Source organism: Terrisporobacter petrolearius (genome assembly GCF_020748185.1).
GTDB classification, from domain to species: Bacteria; Bacillota; Clostridia; order Peptostreptococcales; family Peptostreptococcaceae; genus Terrisporobacter; species Terrisporobacter petrolearius.
In genome coordinates this window covers 1-26,391 of sequence record NZ_JAHZMO010000038.1, presented here as the reverse complement: position 1 = coordinate 26,391, position 26,391 = coordinate 1, and the positions used below count along the sequence as shown (strand labels likewise).

The 26,391-nt window shown below is 28.8% G+C and carries 23 protein-coding genes and 1 pseudogene; 2 read left to right on the top strand and 22 right to left on the bottom strand.

Going from position 1 to position 26,391, the window contains the following annotated elements:
- The 18 genes from trmD to K0040_RS15980 all read right to left on the bottom strand — a co-directional run bounded on the left by trmD (window position 1) and on the right by K0040_RS15980 (window position 18,463).
- Window positions 1-696 carry a tRNA (guanosine(37)-N1)-methyltransferase TrmD gene (gene trmD, locus K0040_RS16065; RefSeq protein ID WP_228109767.1) on the bottom strand — a complete coding sequence of 232 codons (696 nt, stop codon included), beginning with the start codon at window positions 694-696 and terminating at the stop codon, window positions 1-3.
- 8 nt (window positions 697-704) lie between these two features.
- A complete protein-coding gene (gene rimM, locus K0040_RS16060; RefSeq protein ID WP_103978899.1) occupies window positions 705-1,220 on the bottom strand; it encodes a ribosome maturation factor RimM in 516 nt (171 codons plus the stop codon).
- A 207-nt stretch (window positions 1,221-1,427) separates the two neighbouring features.
- On the bottom strand, window positions 1,428-1,655 hold the full coding sequence (locus tag K0040_RS16055; protein ID WP_074915416.1) for a KH domain-containing protein: 228 nt from the start codon (window positions 1,653-1,655) through the stop codon (window positions 1,428-1,430).
- Between the two features lie 62 nt (window positions 1,656-1,717).
- On the bottom strand, window positions 1,718-1,990 hold the full coding sequence (gene rpsP / locus K0040_RS16050; RefSeq protein ID WP_228109766.1) for a 30S ribosomal protein S16: 273 nt from the start codon (window positions 1,988-1,990) through the stop codon (window positions 1,718-1,720).
- Window positions 1,991-2,032: 42 nt separating this feature from the next.
- The gene (gene ffh / locus K0040_RS16045) at window positions 2,033-3,385 is read right to left on the bottom strand and encodes a signal recognition particle protein (protein ID WP_228109765.1); all 1,353 of its coding nucleotides are present in this window, start codon (window positions 3,383-3,385) and stop codon (window positions 2,033-2,035) included.
- Entirely contained in the window at window positions 3,382-3,750 is a 369-nt protein-coding gene (ylxM, locus tag K0040_RS16040) for a YlxM family DNA-binding protein (RefSeq protein ID WP_228109764.1), read from the bottom strand. Before ylxM ends, ffh begins: the two co-directional genes overlap by 4 nt.
- Before the next feature lie 98 nt (window positions 3,751-3,848).
- The gene (gene ftsY, locus K0040_RS16035) at window positions 3,849-5,009 is read right to left on the bottom strand and encodes a signal recognition particle-docking protein FtsY (protein WP_228109763.1); all 1,161 of its coding nucleotides are present in this window, start codon (window positions 5,007-5,009) and stop codon (window positions 3,849-3,851) included.
- Window positions 5,010-5,043: 34 nt separating this feature from the next.
- Entirely contained in the window at window positions 5,044-8,592 is a 3,549-nt protein-coding gene (gene smc, locus K0040_RS16030; protein ID WP_228109762.1) for a chromosome segregation protein SMC, read from the bottom strand.
- A 222-nt stretch (window positions 8,593-8,814) separates the two neighbouring features.
- The gene (locus K0040_RS16025; RefSeq protein ID WP_228109761.1) at window positions 8,815-9,885 is read right to left on the bottom strand and encodes an elongator complex protein 3; all 1,071 of its coding nucleotides are present in this window, start codon (window positions 9,883-9,885) and stop codon (window positions 8,815-8,817) included.
- A gap of 17 nt (window positions 9,886-9,902) precedes the next feature.
- Window positions 9,903-10,607, bottom strand: coding sequence for a ribonuclease III (gene rnc, locus K0040_RS16020; protein ID WP_228109760.1), 705 nt, complete (start codon window positions 10,605-10,607; stop codon window positions 9,903-9,905).
- A gap of 114 nt (window positions 10,608-10,721) precedes the next feature.
- Complete coding sequence (locus tag K0040_RS16015) at window positions 10,722-11,192, bottom strand: CD1247 N-terminal domain-containing protein (protein WP_228109759.1); 471 nt, start codon at window positions 11,190-11,192, stop codon at window positions 10,722-10,724.
- 90 nt (window positions 11,193-11,282) lie between these two features.
- Complete coding sequence (gene efp, locus K0040_RS16010; RefSeq protein WP_148556933.1) at window positions 11,283-11,840, bottom strand: elongation factor P; 558 nt, start codon at window positions 11,838-11,840, stop codon at window positions 11,283-11,285.
- 225 nt (window positions 11,841-12,065) lie between these two features.
- A complete protein-coding gene (locus tag K0040_RS16005; protein WP_228109758.1) occupies window positions 12,066-12,683 on the bottom strand; it encodes a shikimate kinase in 618 nt (205 codons plus the stop codon).
- A gap of 149 nt (window positions 12,684-12,832) precedes the next feature.
- Window positions 12,833-13,129 (bottom strand): putative quinol monooxygenase, encoded by a 297-nt coding sequence (locus tag K0040_RS16000; protein WP_228109757.1) that lies wholly within the window; start codon window positions 13,127-13,129, stop codon window positions 12,833-12,835.
- A 17-nt stretch (window positions 13,130-13,146) separates the two neighbouring features.
- Window positions 13,147-14,379: an MFS transporter gene (locus K0040_RS15995; RefSeq protein WP_265588917.1), complete on the bottom strand. Its 1,233-nt coding sequence runs from the start codon at window positions 14,377-14,379 to the stop codon at window positions 13,147-13,149.
- A gap of 86 nt (window positions 14,380-14,465) precedes the next feature.
- Window positions 14,466-15,332 (bottom strand): shikimate dehydrogenase, encoded by an 867-nt coding sequence (gene aroE, locus K0040_RS15990; RefSeq protein ID WP_228109756.1) that lies wholly within the window; start codon window positions 15,330-15,332, stop codon window positions 14,466-14,468.
- 79 nt (window positions 15,333-15,411) lie between these two features.
- Complete coding sequence (locus K0040_RS15985) at window positions 15,412-17,337, bottom strand: oxidoreductase (RefSeq protein WP_228109755.1); 1,926 nt, start codon at window positions 17,335-17,337, stop codon at window positions 15,412-15,414.
- 265 nt (window positions 17,338-17,602) lie between these two features.
- Window positions 17,603-18,463: a sugar phosphate isomerase/epimerase family protein gene (locus K0040_RS15980; protein WP_228109754.1), complete on the bottom strand. Its 861-nt coding sequence runs from the start codon at window positions 18,461-18,463 to the stop codon at window positions 17,603-17,605.
- A gap of 319 nt (window positions 18,464-18,782) precedes the next feature.
- Between K0040_RS15980 and K0040_RS15975 the strand changes: the two genes are divergently transcribed.
- Window positions 18,783-19,676: a LysR family transcriptional regulator gene (locus K0040_RS15975; protein ID WP_228109753.1), complete on the top strand. Its 894-nt coding sequence runs from the start codon at window positions 18,783-18,785 to the stop codon at window positions 19,674-19,676.
- 114 nt (window positions 19,677-19,790) lie between these two features.
- On the opposite strand, the pseudogene K0040_RS15970 reads toward K0040_RS15975, so the two are convergent.
- The 4 genes and pseudogenes from K0040_RS15970 to K0040_RS15955 form a co-directional block, all read right to left on the bottom strand.
- A pseudogene (locus K0040_RS15970) lies at window positions 19,791-21,082 on the bottom strand (dicarboxylate/amino acid:cation symporter).
- A gap of 117 nt (window positions 21,083-21,199) precedes the next feature.
- The gene (gene aroD / locus K0040_RS15965; protein ID WP_228109752.1) at window positions 21,200-21,961 is read right to left on the bottom strand and encodes a type I 3-dehydroquinate dehydratase; all 762 of its coding nucleotides are present in this window, start codon (window positions 21,959-21,961) and stop codon (window positions 21,200-21,202) included.
- A 70-nt stretch (window positions 21,962-22,031) separates the two neighbouring features.
- Complete coding sequence (locus tag K0040_RS15960) at window positions 22,032-22,898, bottom strand: shikimate dehydrogenase (RefSeq protein ID WP_228109751.1); 867 nt, start codon at window positions 22,896-22,898, stop codon at window positions 22,032-22,034.
- Window positions 22,899-23,050: 152 nt separating this feature from the next.
- Entirely contained in the window at window positions 23,051-23,932 is an 882-nt protein-coding gene (locus K0040_RS15955; protein WP_228109750.1) for a LysR family transcriptional regulator, read from the bottom strand.
- A gap of 227 nt (window positions 23,933-24,159) precedes the next feature.
- On the opposite strand from K0040_RS15955, the gene K0040_RS15950 reads away from it, so the two are divergent.
- The gene (locus K0040_RS15950) at window positions 24,160-26,172 is read left to right on the top strand and encodes an NAD(P)/FAD-dependent oxidoreductase (RefSeq protein WP_228109749.1); all 2,013 of its coding nucleotides are present in this window, start codon (window positions 24,160-24,162) and stop codon (window positions 26,170-26,172) included.
- The last annotated feature ends 219 nt before the right edge of the window (window positions 26,173-26,391 follow it).

Here is a 26,391-nt window from a genome sequence, read left to right as displayed (position 1 = left end):
TTACTTCTTACAAGACTTTTTGTACAAGTCTGGTCTTCTAAGTTTCGTAATTTTTTTAGATTCATCAAGACGCCATTTTTCTATTTTTTGATGATTACCTGATAGTAATACATCTGGTACAGACATACCCATAAACTCTCTCGGTCTAGTGTAATGTGGGTATTCTAATAAATCATCTTTGAAACTTTCTTCTTCAAAAGATTCATTTTGGCTAAGTACGCCAGGAATTAGTCTAGCTATAGAGTCTATCATAATTAAAGCTGGAAGTTCTCCTCCAGTTAATACATAGTCTCCTATGGAAACTTCATCCGTTACTATTAAATCAATTATTCTTTGATCTATTCCTTCATAATGACCACAAAGTAATATGATATCCTCACCTAGAGATAAATCACAAGCTATATCTTGTTTATATACTTGACCTTTTGGTGTTAAATATACAACTCTAGGACTTTTTATATTGTGGGTTTCTACAATATGCTTATATGTGTCATATATGGGTTGAGGAGTCATAAGCATTCCTGCTCCCCCTCCAAATGGATAGTCATCCACTTTTTTATGTTTGTTTGTTGAAAAGTCTCTAATATTGTACACATGTACTTCTATTATTTCTTTTTCAATAGCTCTTTTCATTATACTTTCACTCATATATGAATTAAAAATCTCTGGGAAAAGAGTCATAATGTGAAATCTCATATTATCACCTAATCTAACATTCCTTTTATAGGATCTATTATCATTTTCTTTTCTTCTATGTTTATTTCAGGAACAAATTTTAGTGTTGATGGGATAAGATATTCTTTATCATTATCTCCTTTTACAACATATACATCGTTAGCTGAATATTGTAGTACATCTTTAAGAGTTCCTACTTTATCTCCACCTACTGTAAATACTTCTAGTCCTATTAAATCTGCTATGAAAAATTCATCTTCATCAAGGTCTACACTGTTATCTCTAGATATATAAAGATTTTTAGTTTTAACTTTTTCAGCAAGCTCCACAGAGTCTATACCCTTTATTTTCATTATAACCATATTTCCTTTATATCTTACCTTTTCAACTTCATATTCTTTTTCAAAGTTTTTATCAAGATAAAAACTTTCTAAATCATCAAATCTGTTTATATCGTCCACATATGGATATACTCTAACTTCGCCCTTAAGACCTTGAGTATTTACTATCTGACCGATTCTAAAATGAGTTAACTTTTCTTTCATAGTCTCACCTTCTTTAAATTGTTTCTTTCTTTTGAAAAAATATATCTTTAATATCAAATAATATTCGTTTTTGTTTTTAGCTTTTGTTTTTAGTCTTTGTTTTTAGTCTTAAAATTATTTTGTATTTATATATTTAATATTTGAATGATTGTTTTCAACTTTAAAGATTATTATAAACAAAAAGGATTAGGCACATACCTAACCCTTCTATAATATTTCAAGTGAAACCTTGATATTTTCTTTATTTCCAGCAGATTTTAACACAGTTCTTATAGCCTTAGCTATTCTTCCCTGCTTTCCGATAACCTTGCCCACATCATCTTGAGAAACTTTTAGTTTTAAGATAATTTCATCTTTTTCCATAGTTTCTTCTATTGTCACTTCGTCAGGATTATCTACTAGAGCTTTGACAATATGCATAACTAGCTCTTTCATATATTCATCTCCTAAAAACTAATCCATAATGGATTAAATTAAGTACCCTAATAGTTTATAGACTATTTAGATTGTTTTTGAGCTTCGAACTTTTCAGTTATTCCGTTTTTAACGAATAATTTTTTAACAGTATCAGTTGGTTGAGCACCTACAGATAACCATTTTAAAGCTTTCTCGTCGTTTATTCTAGTTTCTTTGTTAGCTGAAACTGGATTGTAGAATCCTATTTCTTCTATGAATTTTCCATCTCTTGGTGCTCTAGAATCTGCTACTACTATTCTGTAGAAAGGTTTTTTGTTTGCACCCATTCTTTTTAATCTTATTTTAACTGCCATTACAGTCACCTCCGAAATTTTTTGTTTATTTTTGTGTATTATTTATTTAAAGAAAGGAAGTCCGCCAAGTGCGCCTCTTTTCTTCATACCTTTTTGATTACCCATAAACATCTTCATCATTTTTTTCATTTCGTTTAATTGTTTTACAAGTCTGTTTATGTCTTGTACGCTTGTCCCACTACCTTTTGCTATTCTTCTTTTTCTAGAAGCATTTAGTAGCTCCGGCTTACGTCTTTCTTCTAAAGTCATAGATTGTATTATGGCTTTAGTTCTTTTCATTTCTTTTCCATTTAAGTCCACATCACCAAGTTGACCTTTTAAGTTACCCATACCAGGTATCATTCCAAGTACTTTATCAAGCGGTCCCATGTTTTCAATTTGTTCCATTTGAGCTAAGAAATCTTCAAAATCAAAATCTTGTTTTTTCATTTTCTGTTCTAGCTCTTTGGCTTTTTCCATATCTATAGATTCTTGAGCTTTTTCGATTAAACTTAGTACATCTCCCATTCCAAGAATTCTCGATGCCATTCTGTCTGGATAGAATGGTTCTAAGTCGTCTAGTTTTTCACCCATACCTATAAATTTAATTGGTTTTTGTGTTACAGCTCTTATTGAAAGTGCTGCCCCACCTCTTGTATCACCATCGAGTTTTGTAAGAACTACACCGTCTAAGCCTAAAGCTTCATCAAAACTTTGTGATACATTTACTGCATCTTGACCTGTCATAGAGTCAACTACTAATAAAATCTCATGTGGTTTTATTTCTGTTTTAATAGATTTTAATTCATCCATTAAAGTTTCATCTATATGAAGTCTACCTGCTGTATCTATAATAACTAAGTCATTGTTATTTTTTATAGCATGACTTAGTCCTGCTTTTGCTATATTTACTGGGCTTTCTTTGTCACCCATATTAAATACTGGTATATCTAATTTTTCTCCTACAACTTGTAATTGTTTGATTGCTGCAGGTCTATAAACGTCACAAGCTACTAATAAAGGTCTTTTACCTTGTTTTTTAAAGTAATTCCCTATTTTTCCTGAAGTAGTTGTTTTACCAGCACCTTGAAGACCAACCATCATAATAATTGTAGGTGGTTTCGAAGATATCATTACTTTACTTTGTACATCTCCCATAAGAGCAGTAAGTTCTTCGTTTACTATCTTGATAACGTGTTGAGCTGGAGTTAAACTTGTCATAACTTCTTGTCCAACACATCTTTCTTGAACCTTTTTTATAAAGTCTTTAACAACTTTAAAGTTTACATCTGCTTCTAATAAAGCAAGCTTAACTTCTCTCATTGCATCTTTTACATCTTTTTCTGTAAGTTTTCCTTTTGATTTTAACTTACCAAGTGCACCTTGCAATTTATCTGATAAACCTTCAAATATCATTTTAACAACTCCCTACATATTTGTTCTATTGTTTCTAACTTAGGGATTAAATTAGCACAATCTCTATTTTGCAATAAATCTTGTTTAATGTCAACAATTTTATCTTCAAGTGATTTTAAGATTTTTTCTTCCTCGTTATTTTGCGATACTAAGTGAAGTTTACTTTCATATTCTCTTAATATCTTCTCTGAACGTTTAAGTGTATCGTAAACTCCTTGTCTAGATACATTGAGATTTTCACTGATTTCACCTAAAGAATAATTCTCTTCATAATAAAGTGAAACTATTTCTTTTTGCTTCTCAGTTAATAATTCTTTATACTGTTCAAATAATAACCCGATTTCAACCATCTTATCTATATTCATAACTTTACCTCCCAGTGTATACTGTAAAGGTTAATTACTTTACACATTGTATTTTATATTAAAACTAATTTATTGTCAATATATATTTCGTCTAAATTTTACCCAAATAATGCCTCTGAAAATGCTTTAGCATCAAAGTCTTGTAAATCTTCCATTTTTTCTCCAACACCTATTAATTTAACAGGTACATCTACTTCAGATTTAACAGCAAGTACTACTCCACCTTTTGCAGTACCATCAAGTTTAGTTAAAACAAGTCCTGTTATATCACACACTTGTTTAAAGCTTTTTGCTTGAGATACGGCATTTTGTCCAGTTGTAGCATCCACAACTAACAACACTTCTTTTTTAGCTTCTGGGTATTCTCTATCCACTATTTTGAATACTTTTGATAATTCATTCATTAAGTTAGCTTTATTGTGTAGTCTTCCTGCTGTATCACAGATTAATAAATCAATATCTCTTGCTTTTGCAGCTTTTATTGAGTCAAATATTACAGCTCCTGGATCTGCACCTTCTTGATGTTTTATTATATCTACATCACTTCTCTTAGCCCATACTTCTAATTGGTCTATGGCAGCAGCTCTAAATGTATCTCCTGCTGCTATTAAAACTTTTTTACCTTCTTTTTTGTATCTACTAGCTAGTTTTCCTATTGTTGTAGTTTTTCCAACTCCATTAACTCCTACCATTAATATTATTGTTGGTTTATGACTAACATCTAAAGTTGAATTTTCATTTGTTAATATTTCTTCTATTATTAACCTCAATTCTCCTTTAACATCTTGTGGATCTGTTATTTTTTTAGTTTTTATTGCATCTGTTAGTTTTTCAATTATATTCATTGTTGTATCTACACCAACATCTGCTGTTATTAGTATTTCTTCAATTTCTTCTAATAACTCATCATCAACTTTTGTATATGATTTTAAAACTTGGTCTACTCTATCTGTTATACCTTGTTTAGCCTTTGATAAACCTTGCTTTAATCTTTCAAATAAGCTTGTTTTCGCTTCTTCAGTTTTCTCTTCAACAATTTCTTCTTTTTCTTCTACTACTTCAACTTGTGATTTCTCTTCAATTTGAATATCTTCCTCTATTGATGTATCTAAAGAAACTTCTTCAATAGCTTCAACTGTTTCTTCTGTTTCTTCTTCCACTACTATTTCTTCTTCCACTGTTTCTTCACTTACAGCTACTTCTTGCACTTCCTCTTGTATTTCTTCTTTTTTGTTCTTTTTGAAAAACTTTTTAAACACTCTGCTTCCTCCTAAGTATACTTTACTTTTCTTGTTAAATAATATCAGTCATTTCTTCCGCTTCATTTAAGCTTAAAGCTATGACTTTTGAAATAGCTCTTTGTTCCATAGTTACACCATAAATATAGTCTGCTGCTTCCATTGTACCTCTTCTATGAGTTACAGCAATAAATTGAGTTGTAGATGTTAATTCTTTTAAGAATTTTCCAAATCTAGCTATATTACTATCATCTAGCGGAGCTTCTATCTCATCTAGGATACAAAACGGTGTTGGTTTTGCTAGTAAAATGGAGAATAGTATACTAATTGCTGTTAATGCCTTTTCTCCTCCTGATAATAAACTTAAATTCTTCATCTTTTTACCTGGTGGTTTTGCAGTAATTTCTATATCACTTTCTAGAATGTTTTCTTCATCTAAAATAGTTAAATTTCCTTCTCCTCCACCAAACAATCTATTATATACATATTTAAAGTTTTCATTTATTTTATCAAATTCTTCTTTAAACTGTACTTTCATATGCTCTTCCAGCTCTGCTATTATTTCTTCTATAGCCTCCATAGACTTTTGTAAGTCTTCTTTTTGCTCACTATAGAAATCGTATCTTTCTTTTGTTTCTTTGTATTCTTCTATAGAATCCACATTTACATTTCCTAAAGATCTAATATCTTTTTTAATAGAATCTAATATCTTTTTATTTATTTCTATTTCATCATCTCTAAGCTCTATAGCTTGTAAATATGTTAGATTATAGTCCTCAAATAATTTAAAGTTATTACTTTCCTTATTTGATTCTAGTTTCTCAATTTTAGATTCAACTTTAAATATGGCTTCTTTTAATTCCATAAATTGTTTATCAATATTTTTAAGTTTTATATTATTATCATCTAGATTTTGTTTTAAGTTTTCTCTAGCTATTTTTTTATTTTCTAATCCTTTGTTATTTTCATTTAATTGATTTTTTAAATTTTCCTTTTCTCTATCTTCCAGGATTATTTTTTCGTCAATATCTTTTATTTGGTTTTCTTCTTCATTATTTTCTTTCTCAATTAAAAGTTTTTTAATGTGAAGTTGATTTAAATATTCTTTTATCCTTTCCATATCTGCATTAAAGGACTTGAGTATTTCTTTGTCTTTTGTAAGTTGAAGATTTATATTGTCAAATTTACTTTTTTCAGCTTCGTAAATTTCACTTTCTTTATTAAGTTCTTCATTTAAAGCTTCTATATTTTCTTTGTTATTTTTATGCTTGTTATCAATATCTTTTATTTGAGATTCTAGTACTTCTTTCTTTTGAAGAGTATAACTTAAGTTTGATCCTAGATTTTGTTTTTCATTCTCCAACTTTTTCATACTAGATAAGAAGTTATTTATTTCTTCTTCGTATCTTGAATAAGATGAATTACTAAATATTAATTCTTTATCTAAGTTTTTCATTTCTTCTTCGTAAGATTGAATATTCTCTTTACAGCTTATTATGTCTTTTTCTATGGATACTAGTTTTTCTTGTATAGATGCATTCTCTTCCTTTGTAGTTTTTATTTTTTCATTAAACTCATTTATAAGTCTTTTTCTTGATAAAATATTTCCACTTGTTTTTAGAGAACCACCTGTTAAGGAACCTCCTGGATTTAATATTTCACCGTCTAAGGTTACTACTTTGTATTTATGTCCAGTTTCTCTAGCAAATTTAATTCCTTCATCTATATTGTCTATCACTATAGTTCTTCCCAGTATATTCTCTAGTATATCCCTATATTTATCATCATAAGATATTAAATCACTGGCAATTCCAATAATATTAGTTCTAGTTTGAATATTGTTTATCTTTTTAGATTTAATTATATTCATAGGTAAAAAAGTTACCCTACCAATTTTATTGTTTTTTAAATAATTTATGGCTGCTTTTGCACTATTCTCATCAGCTGTTATTATATTTTGCATATAAGCACCAAGTGCTGCTTCAATAGCTTTTTCATACTTTTGTGGAACAGTTACCACCTGTCCTAAAGCTCCATATATTCCCTTAAGGTTTTTATTTTTTAGAACCTCTTTAACTCCTCTGTTAAATCCTTCATAGTGATTTTCCATATCTATATAAACATTTAATTTAGAGCTATATTCTTTTAGAGCGTAGTTATTATTTTGCATCTTAGTATTTAAGTTTTGATTATCTTCTTTTAACTTTCTAAGATTTTCATAATAATTATTTACTTTATTTTTTAAATCCTCAATTTTTTCTTTTTTATTATTTATTTCATCTTGGATTTCTTTTAAAAGTTCTTCCTTAGATTTTAATTTTTCATTTATTTCTCTAATTTCTACGTCTATATTTTCATTTCTTTGATTAATATTATCTTTATTGGCATTTAAAGTTGATAATTTATTACTTACATCTTGTTTTTCATTAAGTAATTTAATTATTTCATCTTTTAAATTTTCAATGCTATCATTCAATTCTTCAATTTTATTCTTATTGGTTTCATTCTTTTCCATAAAAATATTAAGTTGATTTTTGAATTCATTTATTGATTTTTCTTTTTCTTCTTTTTCATTGTTTATTTTTTCTAAGTTTTCTTTATTATCTTCTAAGGATTTGTTTATATTTTCTAGTTCCTCAGTATTCCTTTTTATTTTAGCAAAACCATTATCTTTTCTTTGATTTAATAAATTAATTTCATAGTCTTTTTTATCTATTACAGATTTAATAGAGTTTATGTATTCTGTGGCTTTTTCTATGGATTTATCTATTTCTTCTATTTGAATATTAACTTCCTTTGAGTTTTCTTCAAATAATATTTTTTCTTTATCAATATGTTCTAATTCTTTACCTAGAACTTCATATTGGCTATTTATCTCTTTTAATTGTTGTTCTATTCTTTGTATTTCTCTTATATAATTGTTTACTTCTAATTTTTTTAAGGTTTCACTAAGATCTAAGTATTTTCTTGCTTTAACTTGTTGATTATAAAGTGGTTTAATTTGGTTTTCTATTTCCACATATATATCATTTATTCTCTCTAGATTTTCCTTAGTGTTTCTTAAGTTCCTTTCCGATTCCGTCTTTTTATATCTATACTTAGATATTCCACAAGCTTCGTCAAAAACTTTTCTTCTGTTTACTGGGTTATTACTTAAAATTTCATCAACTTTCCCCTGCTCTACAATAGAATATCCATCTTTACCAATTCCTGTATCTAATAAAATTTCTTTTATATCTTTTAGTCTACAGTTTTTATTATTTAAATAGAATTGACTTTCTCCATTTCTATAAGCCCTTCTCTTTATGGTAACTTCACTATAATCTATATTTAATTTTTCGTCTGAATTGTCTATTGTAAGAGCTACCTCACAGAAATTCATAGGTTTTTGATTATCTGACCCAGCAAATATAACGTCTTCAAGTTTGTCTCCTCTAAGACTTTTTATACTTTGCTCTCCAAGAACCCATCTAACAGCATCAGATACGTTACTTTTCCCACTTCCGTTTGGTCCAACTATTGCCGTTACACCTTCTTTGAAGATTATATCTGTTTTGTTTGGGAAGGATTTAAATCCTTTTAACTCTAATCTCTTTAAATACAATGCTTACATTCTCCCTTACTTACAAAAATTTCCTTCGCTTAAGCCACTTCATGGGCGCTACACTTCATATGGCTAACGATGTATTTCTCTACCTCTTCAGATATATTCGTTGCTCAAATAATTCACTATGCTCATGACGCCAATGAGATGCCTTTGTTGACACTTCAGGCAAATCCATTGCTTAAAATTCACTATGCTCATGACTTTAACGAAATGTCTTTCCTACAAGTTATAAATATTATAAAGTTCTTTGTACATATCTTCTGCTTTAACATTTACTTCCTTATTGTCATCTAATATTATTGCAAATTCATTTTCGTCTATGTTTTCTGGCTTTGTCTTAATATTAATATTCAGTTCGTTTTTGAAGAATAATTTATTAATTTTCTTATTACCAACTACTTTTGATATATTTTTATTGTTTGTTTTTATTTCTAAGTTGCTTACAGTCTTATTTTGTATAACAAGATAATGTAAGTAGTCTTTGATCATTTCCCCTTCAACTAATTCTCTAAAAGCTGGATGATAAGGTCCATCTACTATTCCTTTTCCAAGCTGTATATCTTCTGTTGCTTGAAGCCCAACTCTTATAACATTTATGTTGTTAACATAAAATAAAACTAAAAGCTTTTTAACAATTGAAATACATTCTTCTAAAGTAAAAGGCTTGTATTCCCCTTTATTTAATAATGTCTCAAGTCCTGTATCCTTTACTACTAATGTAGGATAAATTCTTACACAAAATGGATTTAATTCAATAAATTTTTTTGCCGTTTCAATACATTTTTCTTCTGTATCTGAAGGTAGTCCAACCATCATCTGAAGTCCCAAATTTATACCAGACTCTTTAATTAAGTTTGAACTATTTATTACACTTTCTATGTCATGTCCTCTAGCACTATCATGAAGTACTTTTGCGTCCATTGATTGTACTCCAAGCTCTATTATTGTTGTTTTATATTCTTTTAATCTATTTAGTATATCTACACTAATACAGTCTGGTCTTGTTGACATTCTTATATCTGATACTAAACCCTTGTCTACATACTCTTTGGCCACTGATAGTAACTCATTTTGTGTTTTTTCATCTATTGCCGTAAAACTTCCGCCAAAAAATGCAATTTCTACACTAGCATCCTTGGGTATAGTAGGTAAATATTCTTCTATAATATTTCTTGCTTCTTCACTAGTAACTTCTGTGCTAACTCCTGTTATTTTCTTTTGATTACAAAATATACAATCATGAGGGCATCCCCTATGTGGCACGAATATGGGTATTATTCTCTTTTTCATTTTATCAACCTCTTAAGTTAAAATTTTTGTGATTTAAGAGCAGATTTTGCAGCAGCTTGTTCTGCATCTTTTTTACTTTTACCTTCTCCCACGCCTAACACTTTATCATTAATCCCAACTTCCATAACAAATCTTTTATTATGATCTGGTCCTTTTTCTTCAAGTAACTTATACCATATGTTTTGTTCACCTTTACTTTGTAAAACTTCTTGAAGATATGTTTTATAGTCTCTAAAAATTTTACCTTCAATAGAGTTTTCTATTATTTCTTCCATAAATTTAAATATAAATCTGCTTGCTTGTTCTAAACCACCATCTAAGTAAATAGCTGCAATTATTGCTTCTAAAGCATCTGCTATAATTGATATTCTGTCTCTTCCACCAGTAGCTTCTTCACCTTTTCCAAGTAGTAGGTGCTCTCCTAAATGGATTTGTCCTCCAACTTCACTAAGTGACTCTTCACATACAATATTCGCTCTTAATTTTGTAAGTTCTCCTTCTGGAAGATCCTTTTCTTTTTTAAATAAATAATCGCTTATTACTATACTTAAAACTGAATCTCCAAGAAATTCTAATCTTTCATTGAATTTATAATTTTTATTTTCATTTGAATATGAGCTATGAGTTAACGCTTCTAATATATAGCTTTTATCCTCAAATGTATAATCGATTATTTCTTCAAATTTACTTATGTTATAAATTGCTTTTTTATTAACGTTCATTGTTCCTCCTTAAATAATTATATCATTTTATAGTGTACTATTTTTAATAAAATAATGCAAAAAACCTATGGAGCAGAAAGCTTCATAGGCAAAATATTTTAATAATTTTTTCTTCTATTTCTCTTCATGATCTTCGCAGCTACATCCGCATCCAGAGCATACATCTTCATCTTCTTCTGATGATAATATGATTGCTTGACAATTTGGGCAAATAACATCTACTGAATCATCAAATAATAGTTCTTCGTCTATGTCAACTAAATCGCCACAATTTGGGCATTCCATTTCTATGTAACTTAATTCATCTTCCTCATCGTAATCTTCATCATCGTAGTCATCATCATCAAAGTCATCATCGTCTTCTTCATATAATATGTCTTCTACATCTGATAAATCTTCGTCAACACTCTCAACATATTCCACTAACTCATCATAATCTTCCTGCATATCATCTAACGTGTCAGTTAGATTTTCAAGTACATCTATTATCTTGCATATCATTTTGCCTTCTTTAGTTTCGCTTTCTATTTCTAAACCTTCTGCCAAACCTCTTAAATATGCTACTTCTTCGCTTAGATACTTCATACGTTAATACCTCACTTTCATTTTATTTATAAACTAAAAGCTCATATATCATTATTATTAAGATATATAAGCTTTTTATACATTAAAATATTAAACTCTTGATAAATATTCACCAGTTCTAGTGTCTACTTTTATTTTGTCACCTTCATTTATAAATAAAGGTACTTGTACTACTGCACCAGTTTCAACTGTAGCTGATTTAGTTACGTTTGAAGCAGTATCTCCCTTTATTCCTGGCTCTGTTTCAGTTACTGTTAATTCTGCAAAGTTTGGAGCTTCTACTTGGAATGGTTGTCCTTGGTAGAATCTTATAGTTGCTACTTCGTTTTCTTTTAAGAACTTTATAGCATCTTCAACTTGCTCATAGTTTAAAGGTATTTGATCATAAGTTTCTTCGTCCATGAAGTAGTATAATTCTCCATCATCATATAAATATTGCATTTGCTTAGTTTCTATTAATGCTTTTGGGAATTTATCACTTGGGTTAAAAGCTTCTTCTCTTATAGCTCCTGTTTTTAAATTTTTGTATTTTGTTCTCACAAAAGCTGCACCTTTTCCTGGTTTAACGTGTTGGAAATCAACTATTAAACAAGGTTGTCCATCTTTTTCGAAAGTTACACCTTTTCTAAAATCTCCTGCTGTTACCATATCTGTTCCTCCATCTAAAAAATTTGTCATCATATATCTTGACGATATCTATTAACTTCATCCCAATACATATCATCATATGAATTTAAATTTTTAATATACAATAAACTTATTAAGCAAATTGCATATTTTTACAAAATAATTTTTTCTCTTAATATAATATCATACATTAAGTTATTTAAACAAGTTTTTAACTAACTACTTTATTATATTTTTATAATTTATCTATTTTTTTATACTAAGTGAAATAGTTAAAATTATTTCCTCACATATTTTTTCAATGCTTTTATTATCTGTATCTATTATCAAATCAGCTGAATTTAAATATTTTGACTCTCTTTTATTCATAAGAGATGATATAAATTCTACATTCATGTTGTTATTTAATATTGGTCTTTCATTGCTAAACCTCACTCTATCATATACAGTTTCAGGAGTTGCAGTAAGTAATATTATTTTTCCTTGTTTTTTCATTAAATCAATATTTTCTTCTCTTAATACTATTCCACCTCCGCAAGATATTATAGTATTATCCATCCTATTTAACATTCTTAAAGTTTCAGTTTCCAAATTCCTAAAATAGATTTCGCCATATTTTTCAAATATTTCAGGAATAGTCATTTTTTGCTCCTTTTCAATATATTGGTCTATTTCAATATATTTTCTATATAATATTTTACTCAAATAAGAAGAAACTGTTGTTTTTCCTACTCCCATAAATCCTATGAAAAATATATTGTATTTACCCAAATTTTCAATATCTATTTTTTTAAACTTATCTAGTATTTTTTCTGATTCATCGTTATTACTTTTACATATATCTATGTCATTAGTTTTTTTCATTTATATCCACTCCATTTTATAGTAGTTTCTATAAATTATAGCATCTTATTACTTTTTTTCAACAATTAGTCTTTTAATAAAATAAATACACAATGACAAAAAGGTCAACTTAATTTAAAGGTGACCTTTTTCCTACATTATATATATAACTAATAAATCTTATACATTGTTTCATATTTGCTTACTTCTGATTCCTTTTCCTTTAAGTCTTTTAATTTAGGAACTATCGTTGTAAAATGCTCACTTTTATTATGTCTCTCTATAGCTTCTTTATTTTCATATTTTTCTACAAATACGAATATATTTTTATCATTTAAATCTTGGCATAAATCATATGATATACAGCCTTTTTCTTTTCTAGTTTCTTTAACTAATTTTTCAGCATATTTTATAAATCTGTCTACTTGACTACTTTTTACGTAATTCTTAGCTAATATGACTATCATGTATTCAACCCCTTATTTTATGCTATTTGTTGTTTTTTATATTCTTTGTTTACATAAAGTGCAAGTAATACACCTATGAAAGTAACAACTATGTTAAGTAATATAACATTAAGTGGTCCTTGTTGTGTTCCACCAACTTTAGTTAAGTAACTTGCTAGATTTAATACTGTGTAGTTAGCTATACTTGAAGCTATCATAACTATAGATGTTATCTTACCTTTATCATTTGGGAACATTTCATTTGCAGTTGATACACATAATTGTAATACCCCACCTGCTGCTGAATAACCTAAAACAAATCCTCCTACAAGAACTATTGTTGGATTTTTTACGAAATATATAGCTATTAACATTATTGTAGCTACTGCTGGATATAATATTAATATTTTAACTGGCTTAATACCTTTTTTAATTAATACTGTTGACATTAATATTGCACATACAGTTCCTGCTGCATATAATGATTGTATTTTTGATGGATCTAATACTCCATATAATTTCCCTAACTCTTGATTACAGTTTAACCATATCATGAAAGTTGAAGAACAAGTAAATCCTATAGATATTAATGCTATACTGACTGGTGTAAATTTCATTTTTTCTTTTTTAACTGGCTCATTTGATTTAGCTTCTTGATTTCCACTATTTTTTAGAGGGAATGGAAGAAATACTATTAATAAACCATCTATTGCTATTGCAGCTGCTGCTACAAGGAATATTGTTTTAAATGGTAATGCTGATGTTACTACAAATCCTATCATAAATGGTAATAAAAACTGAGCTACTGATATTGAGAACTTAGTAAACATATTTGCTATAGAACCATTTTTAGGGAATATTTCCATACATGAAGGTGAAACACAAGTATCTAAGAATGAGTTAGCTATACCTCCTACTATGGCAAACATATATCCTATTGTCATACTTGGTGAAAAAGCTATACCTCCAAGATACAATACATAACAAATTATACCTATAAGTCCACTTACTTTTCTACCAAACTTATCTGATATTGGACCAGAAAAAGGAAGTGATATTAAACGACCAAGACCTAATGCCGCAATAACTGCTATTACCATACTTACATCAAAAGTTCCATCTGCTAATTTTTCAGCTCCCCATTGCGCTGCAAGGTTTTGCTTATATTGACCTATTATTGATGCACCTATTCCATGTATAAAATAAGTAAAATAAAGGGCTACTGCTGTCGGGTAAAACTTTTTGTAATTAATCTGCGTTGTATTATTCATAATACAATCCTCCTACATATTTTTATAATTTATTCTTCTTCGTTAATTTCTTAACTTATAATTGCATAAAAAATTTAATTTACTTACTAATCTGCAAAATATTTTGCTTTTACTTCTTTTACTGGCATATCTTTTCCTGTAAATAGTTTAAATGCTTCTACTCCTTGGTATAACAACATTCCCTTACCATCAATAACTTTACATCCCTTATCCTTTGCATCTAAAATCATTTTTGTTTTTATAGGGTTATAAACCACCTCTGTAACTACTAAGTCTTTTCTAAATACACTAGTATCTAAAATGTTTGTATCATTTTCATAAGGTTTCATACCAACTAAAGTTGCATTTGTTAATATATCGCTATTTGCTATTTCATCATATAATTTTTCAGTGTCATCTAAATCGTATAAATTAACTATACACGTTGGAACTTCTTTCTTTATATCTTCTACAGTTTTTTCAGCTCTTTCAAAGAAATCATCCTTCTTGTTAAATATAGATATTTCTCTAGCACCATCTAGAGCACACTGTACTTGAATAGCTGTAGCAGCTCCACCAGCTCCCATTATAGTTAATTTTTTACCTTTTACTTCAACACCATTTTCTTTTAAATTTCTAACGTATCCTTGTCCATCTGTAATATGTCCTGTAAGCTTTCCATTATCATTAACAATAGTATTGCAAGCGCCTATTATACGTGCTGCTGGTGATAGTTCATCCATATAGTCGCATACAGCACTTTTACATGGCATTGTTACATTTGCACCTTTCATATTAAATGTTTTAATAGCAGATATGGCATTTTCTACCTTGTCCATTTTTATATCAAATGCTAAATATTTATAGTCCATGTCTAATAACTCAAAACTATAATTGTACATTGCTGGTGATCCTGAATGTGCCACTGGTGATCCTATTAACCCTAATAACCCTGTCTTTCCTGATATTTCCATTTGTTTTCCCCCTAATTTTTATTATTTATTATCTCTGTTGTAAATTTAAACAACAGAGATAATAATTTTTTAATCTAGACTATATACTTAAAGCCACATCTAAAGCTTCAACTGTAGCGTTTAAAGCTCTTCTAGCTTTAACTGCGTCTCCAATTACAAAAGTATCTTTTACTATTTCTTTAACATTTTCACTAAGTGGATCGTAATTTCTAGAACCCATAGCAAGTACTACTGAATCAAATCCATGAGCTTCATGTTCAATTCCATCCTCTAGTGCGTAGTTAACTCCACCTTCTACAAATTGAGAAACTTTTGCTCCAGTTATTGTTTTTATTTTATATTCATCAAAATCTTTCATTAGATATTTTCTATGCTCAGCTGCAACATCAGCTGCTACTGAATCTCTCATTTCTATTACTGTAACATCATGTTCTTGTTCTCCAAGGAATGCTGCAGTTTCTGCACCAACTAATCCTCCTCCTACAACTAAAACCTTTTTACCACATGATTCTTTACCATCTAATAAGTTTATTGCATGTATGATTCCTGTCTCATTTATACCTGGTATAGGAAGAACTAATGGAGTAGCTCCTGTTGCAATAATTGCACTATCTGGGTTGATTTCCTTTATTAAATCTATTGTAACTTCTGTATTTAGTTTAATTTCAACTCCATATAACTCACATTTAGCTATTAAATTACGAACTAAATTAGTCAAATCTCCTTTGCCTGGTGGGTAAGCAGCAAGTCTCATTTGTCCACCTAGTGTATTTGTTTTTTCAATTAATGTAACTTTGTGACCTCTAGTAGCTGCAACCCAAGCAGCTTCCATTCCTCCAACTCCACCACCAACAACTAAAATATTTTTAATCTCTTTAGCTGGTCTTAATTCATCTTCACGACCAACTAATGGATTACTTAGGCATGTTAGTGGTTTTCCTTGGAACATATTAGGTACACAACCTTGTAAACATGCTATACATGGAGTCATTAATTCTAATTTTCCTTCTTTGGATTTATTCGGAAGTTCTGGGTCAGCTATACTTTGACGACCAAATGCTACTAAGTCAGCTTTACCTTGATTAACCATTATCTCAGCAAATTGAGGTTCAGTATAACGACCAACTGTTATTACTGGAATATTAACAGCTTGTTTTATTTTTGCTACTAAATCAGCACTAAATCCACCATGAACTGTAGTAGGAGCCCACATAAATTCATCATTTAAGTGAGTAGCGCGTGATACATGTAATCCATCTACCTTACATTCTTCAGCTAAATAAGCTGCTATAGCTGTAGAATCTTCTGCACTTACTCCTCCTAATTTATCATCAGAAGCATTTATTCTGCATAATATAGCTATCGTTCCTTCAGTTTTCTTACGTATATTTTCTAATATAAGACGAGGAAGTCTCATTCTATTTTCAAAACATCCACCGAACTCATCAACACGTTTATTAGTTCTTGGTGATATGAATGAACTTACTAAGTAACCATGGGCACAGTGAAGCTCTACTACATCTATTCCTGCTTTTTTAGCACGAAGAGCTGCATCCCCATAAGCTTCTATTATTTGATATAATTCTTCTGTTGAAACTTCATCAGGAATTATGTGTCCTTGTTTAGTTGGAATAGGAGAAGCTGCTATTGGATTATGTCCAGCTATTTTAGCATTAACTTCTGGTCCAGCATGTTGTAATTGTACAGAAACCTTTGCCCCATGTTCATGACATGCATCTATTACAGTTTTAAAACTTTCTATGGAATCGTCACTAAATAAACAAGGTTTTCTAGGCCCACCTTTTGATTTATTGTAAACAACAGTTGACTCTATTGTTATTAATCCAAATCCACCTTTAGCTCTTGCTTCATAGTAGTTTTTAGATTTTTCACTTAATGTACCATCAGTATTTGCAAAATTATTCCCCATTGGTGGTACAACAAAACGGTTAGGCACTGTTATGGGACCTATTTGTATAGGTTGAAACATTGATTTATATCTCATAATTCTCCATCCTTTTTGTATATATTTTTTAATAAAATTTATTTGGTTTATTTTTATTAAGTTTTATATTTCAAATAAAACCAATACGTTTTATATTGTTTTCAAAATCAAATAGTTCTTTTATATAATAATTAATATTTCTATTCAAATTAAAATTTTAAAATTATTATTTTTCTACTAGGTAAATTTATCTTATAGTAATTTTTACTTTTAACTGCATGCCTCTTATTTAGTAGACATGCAGTTAATATTTAAAACATTATGTCTAAGCCAATTCTGCATCTATTTCTTCTATCATTTCAGGCCAAGCTTCTTTTAAAACTTTCATTGCATTTTCATATGTATATTTAGCTGCAAAATCTACACCTTTTTCAACATACTCATCGCATATTACTTCTACACCTACTACATTTGGTTTAATGCCTTTTTCTCTTAACATCTTACAAAATCCAACTGTATCTCCATATCCAACTCCTGGAGCTACTCTATCATGCATCGACTCATCTCTTAATACTTCTTTAGCATACGGTCTTGCTTGAACATCATTTATTTGAACAGATACGATTTTTTCTGCTGGTATCATATCAATTACACCTTCATATGGTTGATTTGCTCTTACCCAGTGCCATGTATCTAATATTATCATGGCATTGTCACATTCGGATTTTTCAACAACTTTCCAAGCTTTTTCAAGATTTGGAAGTCCACTGTATGGCATTGGTTCTACTCCAATTATATATTTTCCTGCTCTATGGCAAAGTTCTTTAAGCTTTTGTGCTGTATATTCTATCGAATAGTTTTCCATAAGACCACAGTTTATTTGTTTTACTCCGAATAATTCACACATGTGAAAACACATTTGCTCTTTATATTTTTGTTCATATGATCTGTTTTCCTCAGCCCATTGAACTATATACTCAACTTCAGTAACCTTCATATCATGTTTTTCTAAAATTGCTAGTATATCATCATCATGAAGTCCTTCATTTAAAGCATCAACATATATTTCAGCTCTAAGTCCAATTCCTTCATATCCAGCTTCTTTAGCAGCTATAACACGTTTTTCAAATTTACACTTATCCCCAAGTGTCCATGAACTTACAGTAATAGGATGTTTTTTTGACATTTGTATTCCCCCCTAAAATTTAGAACTAATATAGTTATTAGTTATTTGTTTTTTCTTATAGCCTATAAGTTATTTAAAGAATAATGTATGTTTTCGAAAACCGTTTTCTTGCATTCATCTAGATGACTATATTTATATATTATCATAGGATTTTTATAATAACCAATTGATAATATTCTATCAATTCATTGATTTTATATATAGTTTTTAGTATATTTAATTTAAGAAAATTCACTTTTACTTGTGTCCATATATTTAACTGTTTACAATTAATGAATTAAAATAAATATTTATATTATTATAAAAAGGAGAGTTAATATTGAATTTATATCATTTACGTTACTTTGTTACTTTAGCTCACTTAGAGCATTACACCAAGGCGGCTCAGCAATTGTCTATTACTCAACCTAGTTTAAGTAATGCTATTTCTTTATTAGAAGAAGAACTTGGAATTCGTTTGTTTGAAAAAGAAGGTAGAAATGTGGTTTTAACTAAATATGGCAAGACATTCTTAAATAGTGTAGAAAAATCTTTAGATATACTAGACTCAAGTGTCAAAGAGTTAAAAAATGTAGGTATGGGTAAAGGAAAAATTGACTTAGGATTTTTGAGAGCTTTAGGAACAGAATTTATTCCAAAAGTATGCCAAAATTTTTTAGATGAAAATACTAATAAAGACATAAAATTTAATTTCAATACAGCATCCACTACCTCAGATATTATTGAAGGGTTAAAAAACAGAAATTATGATATAGCATTTTGTTCCAAAATAGAAAAAGAAGCAAATATTGATTTTACACCTGTGGCTAATCAAAAACTAGTTTTAATAGTTTCACTTGACCATCCATTAGCAAGTAAAGACTCTGTGAACTTAAGAGAAACTATTACATATCCTCAAATAATTTTTAATGAAAAAAGTGGTCTTCGACCTATTATTGATAACTTATTTAAAAAAATAAATGAAAAACCTTCTATTTCTTACGAAGTTGAAGAGGATCAAGTAATTGCTGGATTAGTAGCTAAAAATTTTGGTATTGCAATAGTACCATATATGAACATACTAAATTTCCTAGATGTTAAATCTTTAGATATAAACTATCCAAGTTGGGAGAGAAATTTCTATATCGCTAATCTAAAAGACTCTTATTTATCACCAGCCGTTAGGGAGTTTAAAAACTTTGTAATAACTAACTACAGTAAAAGCCAAATATAATATTAATGCTTTATACAAAGCTTTTATAGACATTTAAATTAAATATAGTTTTATAGTAATTAAAAAAGATATGTTGAAAATTTATACAAAAAATTTTCAACATATCTTTTTATATTAAGAATTATATTTTTCAATATCTAAGGTTCCTTCTGATTTAGATACTACTAATGCTGTTGCTGCATCTCCAATTACATTTAGAGAAGTAGTATACATATCCATAGGTCTATTAATAGCCAATAATAAAGCATATGCTATAAGTGTAGCATCGTTATTATATCCCATTCCTGATATTACTGTAAATAATACTATCATTGATGAACCAGGTGCAGATGGAGTACCTACTGATGCTATAAGAGCTAAAATAGCAATTAAAAGCATATTTCCTAATGTTAAGCACTGGCAGCTATAAATACAGCACCAACCACTTGCATTATAGCTGTACCATTCATATTTATTGTCATTCCCAAAGGCAAAACAAAAGATGCAATATCATCACTAACACCAAGCTCTTCTGTAGTAGTTTTTAAGTTTAGAGAAAGAGCAGCCGCAGAAGAAGCTGCAGAAACAGCCAAAAGAGCAACTTTTGTTATTTTTTTTATAAATATTATTGGATTTAAACCTGTTGTTATATAAATAAATGAACTATATAAAAATACTAAACATATAGATGCCGCTATAGTAACTGTTGCAAGATATGCAAAAGCAGGTCTAAGATGTTCTACTCCATATACTGCAAAAGTTCTTGATATTAAAACAAAAACAGCTATAGGACCAAAATTATATATTACATAATTTAAAAATACAGTTATTACATTGTTCAAATCAATAAATAATTTTTTTATAATTAGTATTTCATCTTCTAGTTTATTAATACAAAGCCCCATTACAACACCCAAAAATACTACTGCTATAACACGACCATTAGTTATAAGTACAGTTCCTATATTATTAGGTACAGCATCAAGTATTACCATTAAAGGATTTCCACTAGACGCAACTTGACTAGCACCGTCGCCTGATATAGAAACATTAAATAATCCTAAGTGATAAGTAATAAAACCACATATTACGGCAACAATCAAAGCACATATTGAAGTAGCTAAAAATCCTAATAAAGTTTTTCCTGAAATACGACCTAATTTTTTTGTATCACTAATTTGACACATTGCAATTGCTATTGAGGAAAAAATCATAGGCACTATTATTAACTGTAGACAATTTATAAATAGTTGTCCTATTATATAAAATATACCTATTGCATTTTTACCCTCTTCTACACTAATATCTTGAAAAAATAAATTATTTATTACTGTCCAGACAGATTCATAACCATGAGAGTTTAAATATTCTCTCAAAAAAAGTAATAATAAACCTGTAATTAATCCTGCACCAAGAGCAATCCCCATGTTTTTGGCTAATTTATTCACATCATTTTTATCATTATTTTGCTCAATATTTTGATCAATATTTTCTATAGGTTTTGAAATCATAAAAAGCCCCTTTTCATTATAATAATGTTTTTATTATAAACTTTTATTTATAATATTTAATACTTTATTAAGTTCTTCTACATTTATTTGACCTGGAGCTGACGCTTTGGATACTGCTCCAAAAGTTAAACAAGAACCAAATACTTCCCCACATAAACGACTTATGGCACCTTGACCTGCCATAGACATAGTTATTATTGGTCTAGTAGCATATTGTTCACTCATTATTACAGTTGCTTCTAATAATTCTAAAACATCTAATTTACATTTAGGCATTACAGCTATTTTAGGAATATCTGCACCTAAATCTTGCATTTTTATTAAACGACTTACTATATCACCTTTTGATGGTGTTTTGTCAAAGTCATGATTTGAAGCTATTACTTTAACATCTGACTCATGAGCTGATTTAATTATTTCCTTAACATAATCATCACCAGTAAATACCTCAACATCTACTAAATCCACTAATCCTGTAGCTGCCACTGCTTTATTTAAGCTTGCATATTCTTTGTTTTCTATGGATTTTTCTCCACCTTCTTTTGATGTACGGAAAGTAAATAATAAAGGTAACTCTTTTAATTCTTTTCTTAAATCAACTAAAACATCTTTTACTTTTTCTAATTGGAATACTCCTTCAAACCAGTCAATACGCCATTCCACTACATCAACTTCTACATTTTCTAAAGCTCTTGCTTGATTTAATATATCTTCTTTTGTAATACCAACTATTGGAACACAAATTTTTGGTTTTCCTTCTCCAAGTACTACATTTTTTATTTTTACTGTATTCATCTTATCCTCCAAATAAATGAGTTGTATAACTATCTATACAACTCTCATATTATTAAACCTAACTATATACCTATATCCCTAAAAATTCTTTCATATGATTTATTGGCATTGGTTCTCCTGTCCATAATTCAAAAGCTGCTGAACCTTGGAACAACATCATTCCTAATCCATTCATAGTCTTACAACCAACTTCTTTAGCCATTTTTAGCATTTCTGTTTCCCTTGGTGAGTAAACAACATCTGCCACTATTAGCTCTGGTCTGAAAAATGATTTATCTGGTATATAAGTTTTTCCTTCTAGTGGCTTCATTCCCATACCTGTTGCATTTACAAATATAAAACTATCTTCTATTTCTTCTTTTAATTTGTCTAAATCTTGTAAATCATATAAAGTTGCTTTACATGAAGTGTTTTCATTTATTTTTTTAACAGTTTCTTGTGCATTATCCCAAAATTTATCTTTTATATTAAAAATAGATATTTCTTTAACTCCATCTAAAGCTGCTTGTATTTCTATTGCGGTAGCTGCTCCACCAGCTCCTACTATAGTCATTTTTTTACCTATAATATCAATATTTTTTTCTTTTAACGATTGCATAAATCCTATACCATCAGTTATATGTCCTATTAATTTTCCATTTTCATTTACTACAGTATTTACTGCTCCACATAATTGAGCTGCTGGAGATATTTCATCTAAATATTTATGTATTACTGTTTTATTTGGCATTGATACATTGCATCCTCTTAATTTTAAAGCTCTAAGATCTTTTACTGCATCTTCTAGGGAATCGTTATCCACCTCAAAAGCTAAGTATGCATAATCATATCCTAATTTTCTAAATGCTTCATTGTGCATCGCTGGTGAACTTGAATGTCTTATTGGATAAGCCATTAGCCCTATTAATTCTGTATGTCCTGTTATTCTTTTCTCCATTCCTCTAATCTCCTTCTTATCTTTTTATAATATAATAAATATTCAAATTGTTAAAATTTTAATTATTAATTTTGCTTAATTTCATTATATTAAAAAAAATAAAAATGTACCAATTGATATTTTTAGGGCTTTTTATAGTTTTTTTCTATAATTTAATTAGTTTTATTAATAACGAATTTTATAAATTCATTGACAGCTGGAGATAAATATTTATTTTTTAGTTTAGCCATGTAAATATTTCTATTATATTTTGGATTTTTAATTTTTATAATATTTACATCTAAATGATCTAATATAGGTATTTTAGGAATAATTGCTATTCCAAATTTCCCCTCTACTAAACCTGCTAATGACTCATCTTTTTCTACTTCATAGATTATATTTTGTTTTTCACCTATTTCTATAAACATATTATCTATAAATGGTCTTAGTCCACTATTTTTTTTGAAAGCTATATATTTATAATCAATTGTATCTTTTAAATCAATCTCTTTATATTTAGATAGAGGATGATTTTTCGGTGTAATTAATACTAGTTCCTCTTCTTTTACCTTGGTAAATTCTATATCATCTTCGTTTTCTATTTTGGAACAAAATCCCACATCATAATCTTCATTTTTTAGACCATTTATAATATGTGATGTATTACCATCTGAAAATGTAAATTTAAAGTTCTTGTCTTTCTTTTCTTCCAAAAAACTATTTATTAGCAAGGATATGTCTTTCGTTCCAAAAGTGTATATATACCCCAAATCTATTATTCCACTAGTTTCACTAGTCAGAAGTTTTACTTTTCTTACTCCTTGATTTAAAATTTCTAGTGTTTTTTCTGCATATTCCAAAAATACTTTACCATACTTAGTCAACACAACATTTCTTCCTTTTTTTTCAAATAAATATGTTCCTAACTCTTTTTCTAAAGATGATATTGCATTACTTAGACTAGGTTGGGTAATAGATAGTTTTTGTGCAGCATTAGTATAATGCTCTTCCCTTGCTAATGTTACAAAATATTGCAAATGATTTAAATTCATCTCGTTCTCCCTATATAACCTTCATTTTTAAAATATTATTTATAATTTTAATCTTTCTCCAATTTTACTATAACCTATAGTTTTTTTCTATTATTTTATATAAAAATATCAATTTGTTTTATCAATCTTTATAATTTAAAATTTGAATTGCAAGGAAATTATTTTTTTAATAATAAAAATAGTCAAATATTAAACTACATTTCAAATAAAGGGGAGGTTTATTAGTTATGAATAATAAATATAAAAATTTATTGTCACCTTTGACAATAAAACATATGACACTTAGAAATCGTGTAATGATGTGCCCTATGGGAACTAACTATGGAGAACAAAATGGAGAAATGAGTTTTCTTCACATAGACTACTACGAGCAAAGAGCAAAAGGTGGTACTGGACTTTTAATGGTGGAAAATGCCAGTGTTTACTCACCACAAGGTTCAAACGGAACTACTCAACTTCGCATAGACCAAGATAGTTATATAGTTAGATTATACAAACTATGTGAAAGAGTTCATAAACAAGGTGCTTGCATAGGTATACAAATAAATCATGCCGGAGCATCTGCCATGTCTTCAAGAACAAATATGCAACCAGTATCTGCATCAAATATTCCATCAAAAGATGGAGGTGAAATACCTGTGCCATTAACTAAAGATGAAATTATATTTATAGCAAAAAAATATGGAGAAGCGGCAAAGCGTGCTCAAATGGCTGGATTTGACTGTGTAGAAATTCATGCTGGTCACTCTTATTTAATAAGTCAATTCTTATCTCCAACAACAAATAATAGAACTGACGAATTTGGTGGTTCTATTGAAAATCGTACAAGATTTGCAAGAATGGTAATAGATGAAGTTCGTAAAAATGTTGGACCGTTCTTCCCAATATTCCTTCGTATAAGTGCAGATGAATTAGTTGAAGGTGGTAATACTTTAGATGATGTTTTAAAATATCTAGAATTTTTAAATGACGACATTGATGCATTTGACGTTTCTTGTGGATTAAATTCATCTATACAATATCAAATAGATTCTAATTATTTCCCTGATGGATGGCGTTCATATATGGCTAAAGCTATAAAAGAAAAGTTTAAAAAACCATGTGTATCAATGGGTAATATAAGAGATCCTAAAGTTGCTGAAGAAATATTATCTCAAAATCATGCTGATATAATCGGAATGGGACGTGGATTAATTGCCGATCCTGAATGGGTAAACAAAGTTTCTACTAATAGAGAAGATGAATTACGTAAATGTATATCATGTAATATAGGCTGCGCTGGCAATAGAATAATGTTAAATAGACCAATTAGATGTACAGTCAATCCATCTGTAAATGAAGGAGAAGATTACTTAAATGCAAAAACAAAAAAACCTTGTAACGTAGTTGTAATTGGTGGTGGAACAGCAGGTATGGAAGCTGCATGTACTGCTAGTGAAGTTGGTTGTACTACATTCTTAATAGAAAAACAAGATCACTTAGGTGGATTAGCTACTGATATTTCAAAAATTCCTGATAAAAAAAGATTAGCTGATTTCCCAAATTATTTAATTAATAGAACAAATAAACTAAACAATTTATTTATATTCAAAAACACTGAAGCTGATATTGATTTTATAAAAAATTTAAAACCAAATATCATTGTTAATGCAACAGGTTCTACTCCTTTACTACCTCCAATAAAAGGGTTACATGATTATGTTGATAAGGATGGAAGCAAAGTAAGCTCAATAAACAATATGATTAAAAATATAAATGACTATCCTGAAGATTTATTAGGGAAAAATGTTATTATTATAGGCGGAGGAGCTGTTGGTCTAGATGTAATGGAATTTTTTGCAAAGAGAAATGCATCAGTTACTGTAGTTGAAAAGATGACTATTATTGGAAATGGTCTTGACCCAGTTACAAAAGCAGATACTTCTTCTACTATGAAAAAACATAATGTTAATAAACTTACAAACACTTCTCTATTAGAAGTTAAAGAAAACTCTTTCTATGTAGAATTAGAAAATGGAGAGAAGAAAGATTTATACTTTGATTATGGATTTGTTTGTTTAGGTATGAAATCAAACAATTCTATATTTGATGAATTAAAAAATCATTTCACTGACGAAGTAGAAATATTGAATATAGGAGATAGCTTTAGAGCTAGACGTATTATTGAAGGAGTTTTTGAAGGAAGAAATATTTTAAACACTTTATCTAGATTAAATTACTTAGATTCTATTAATATTTAATTAGGAAAAATTATTTTTTTAATATAAAAATATTTAAATTATTGTAAATTAATTAAAATTACTATATTTTATACATATAGGTATGAATATCATAGAGAATGTCTATAGATTTGTGTAATAATTTTGTTTTGTAATTTATATTACTGGAAATTCAAAATTCCAGTAATATTTTTTTATTTCTAAGAAATACTAATACTAGCATTCTTTTCACAATTATTA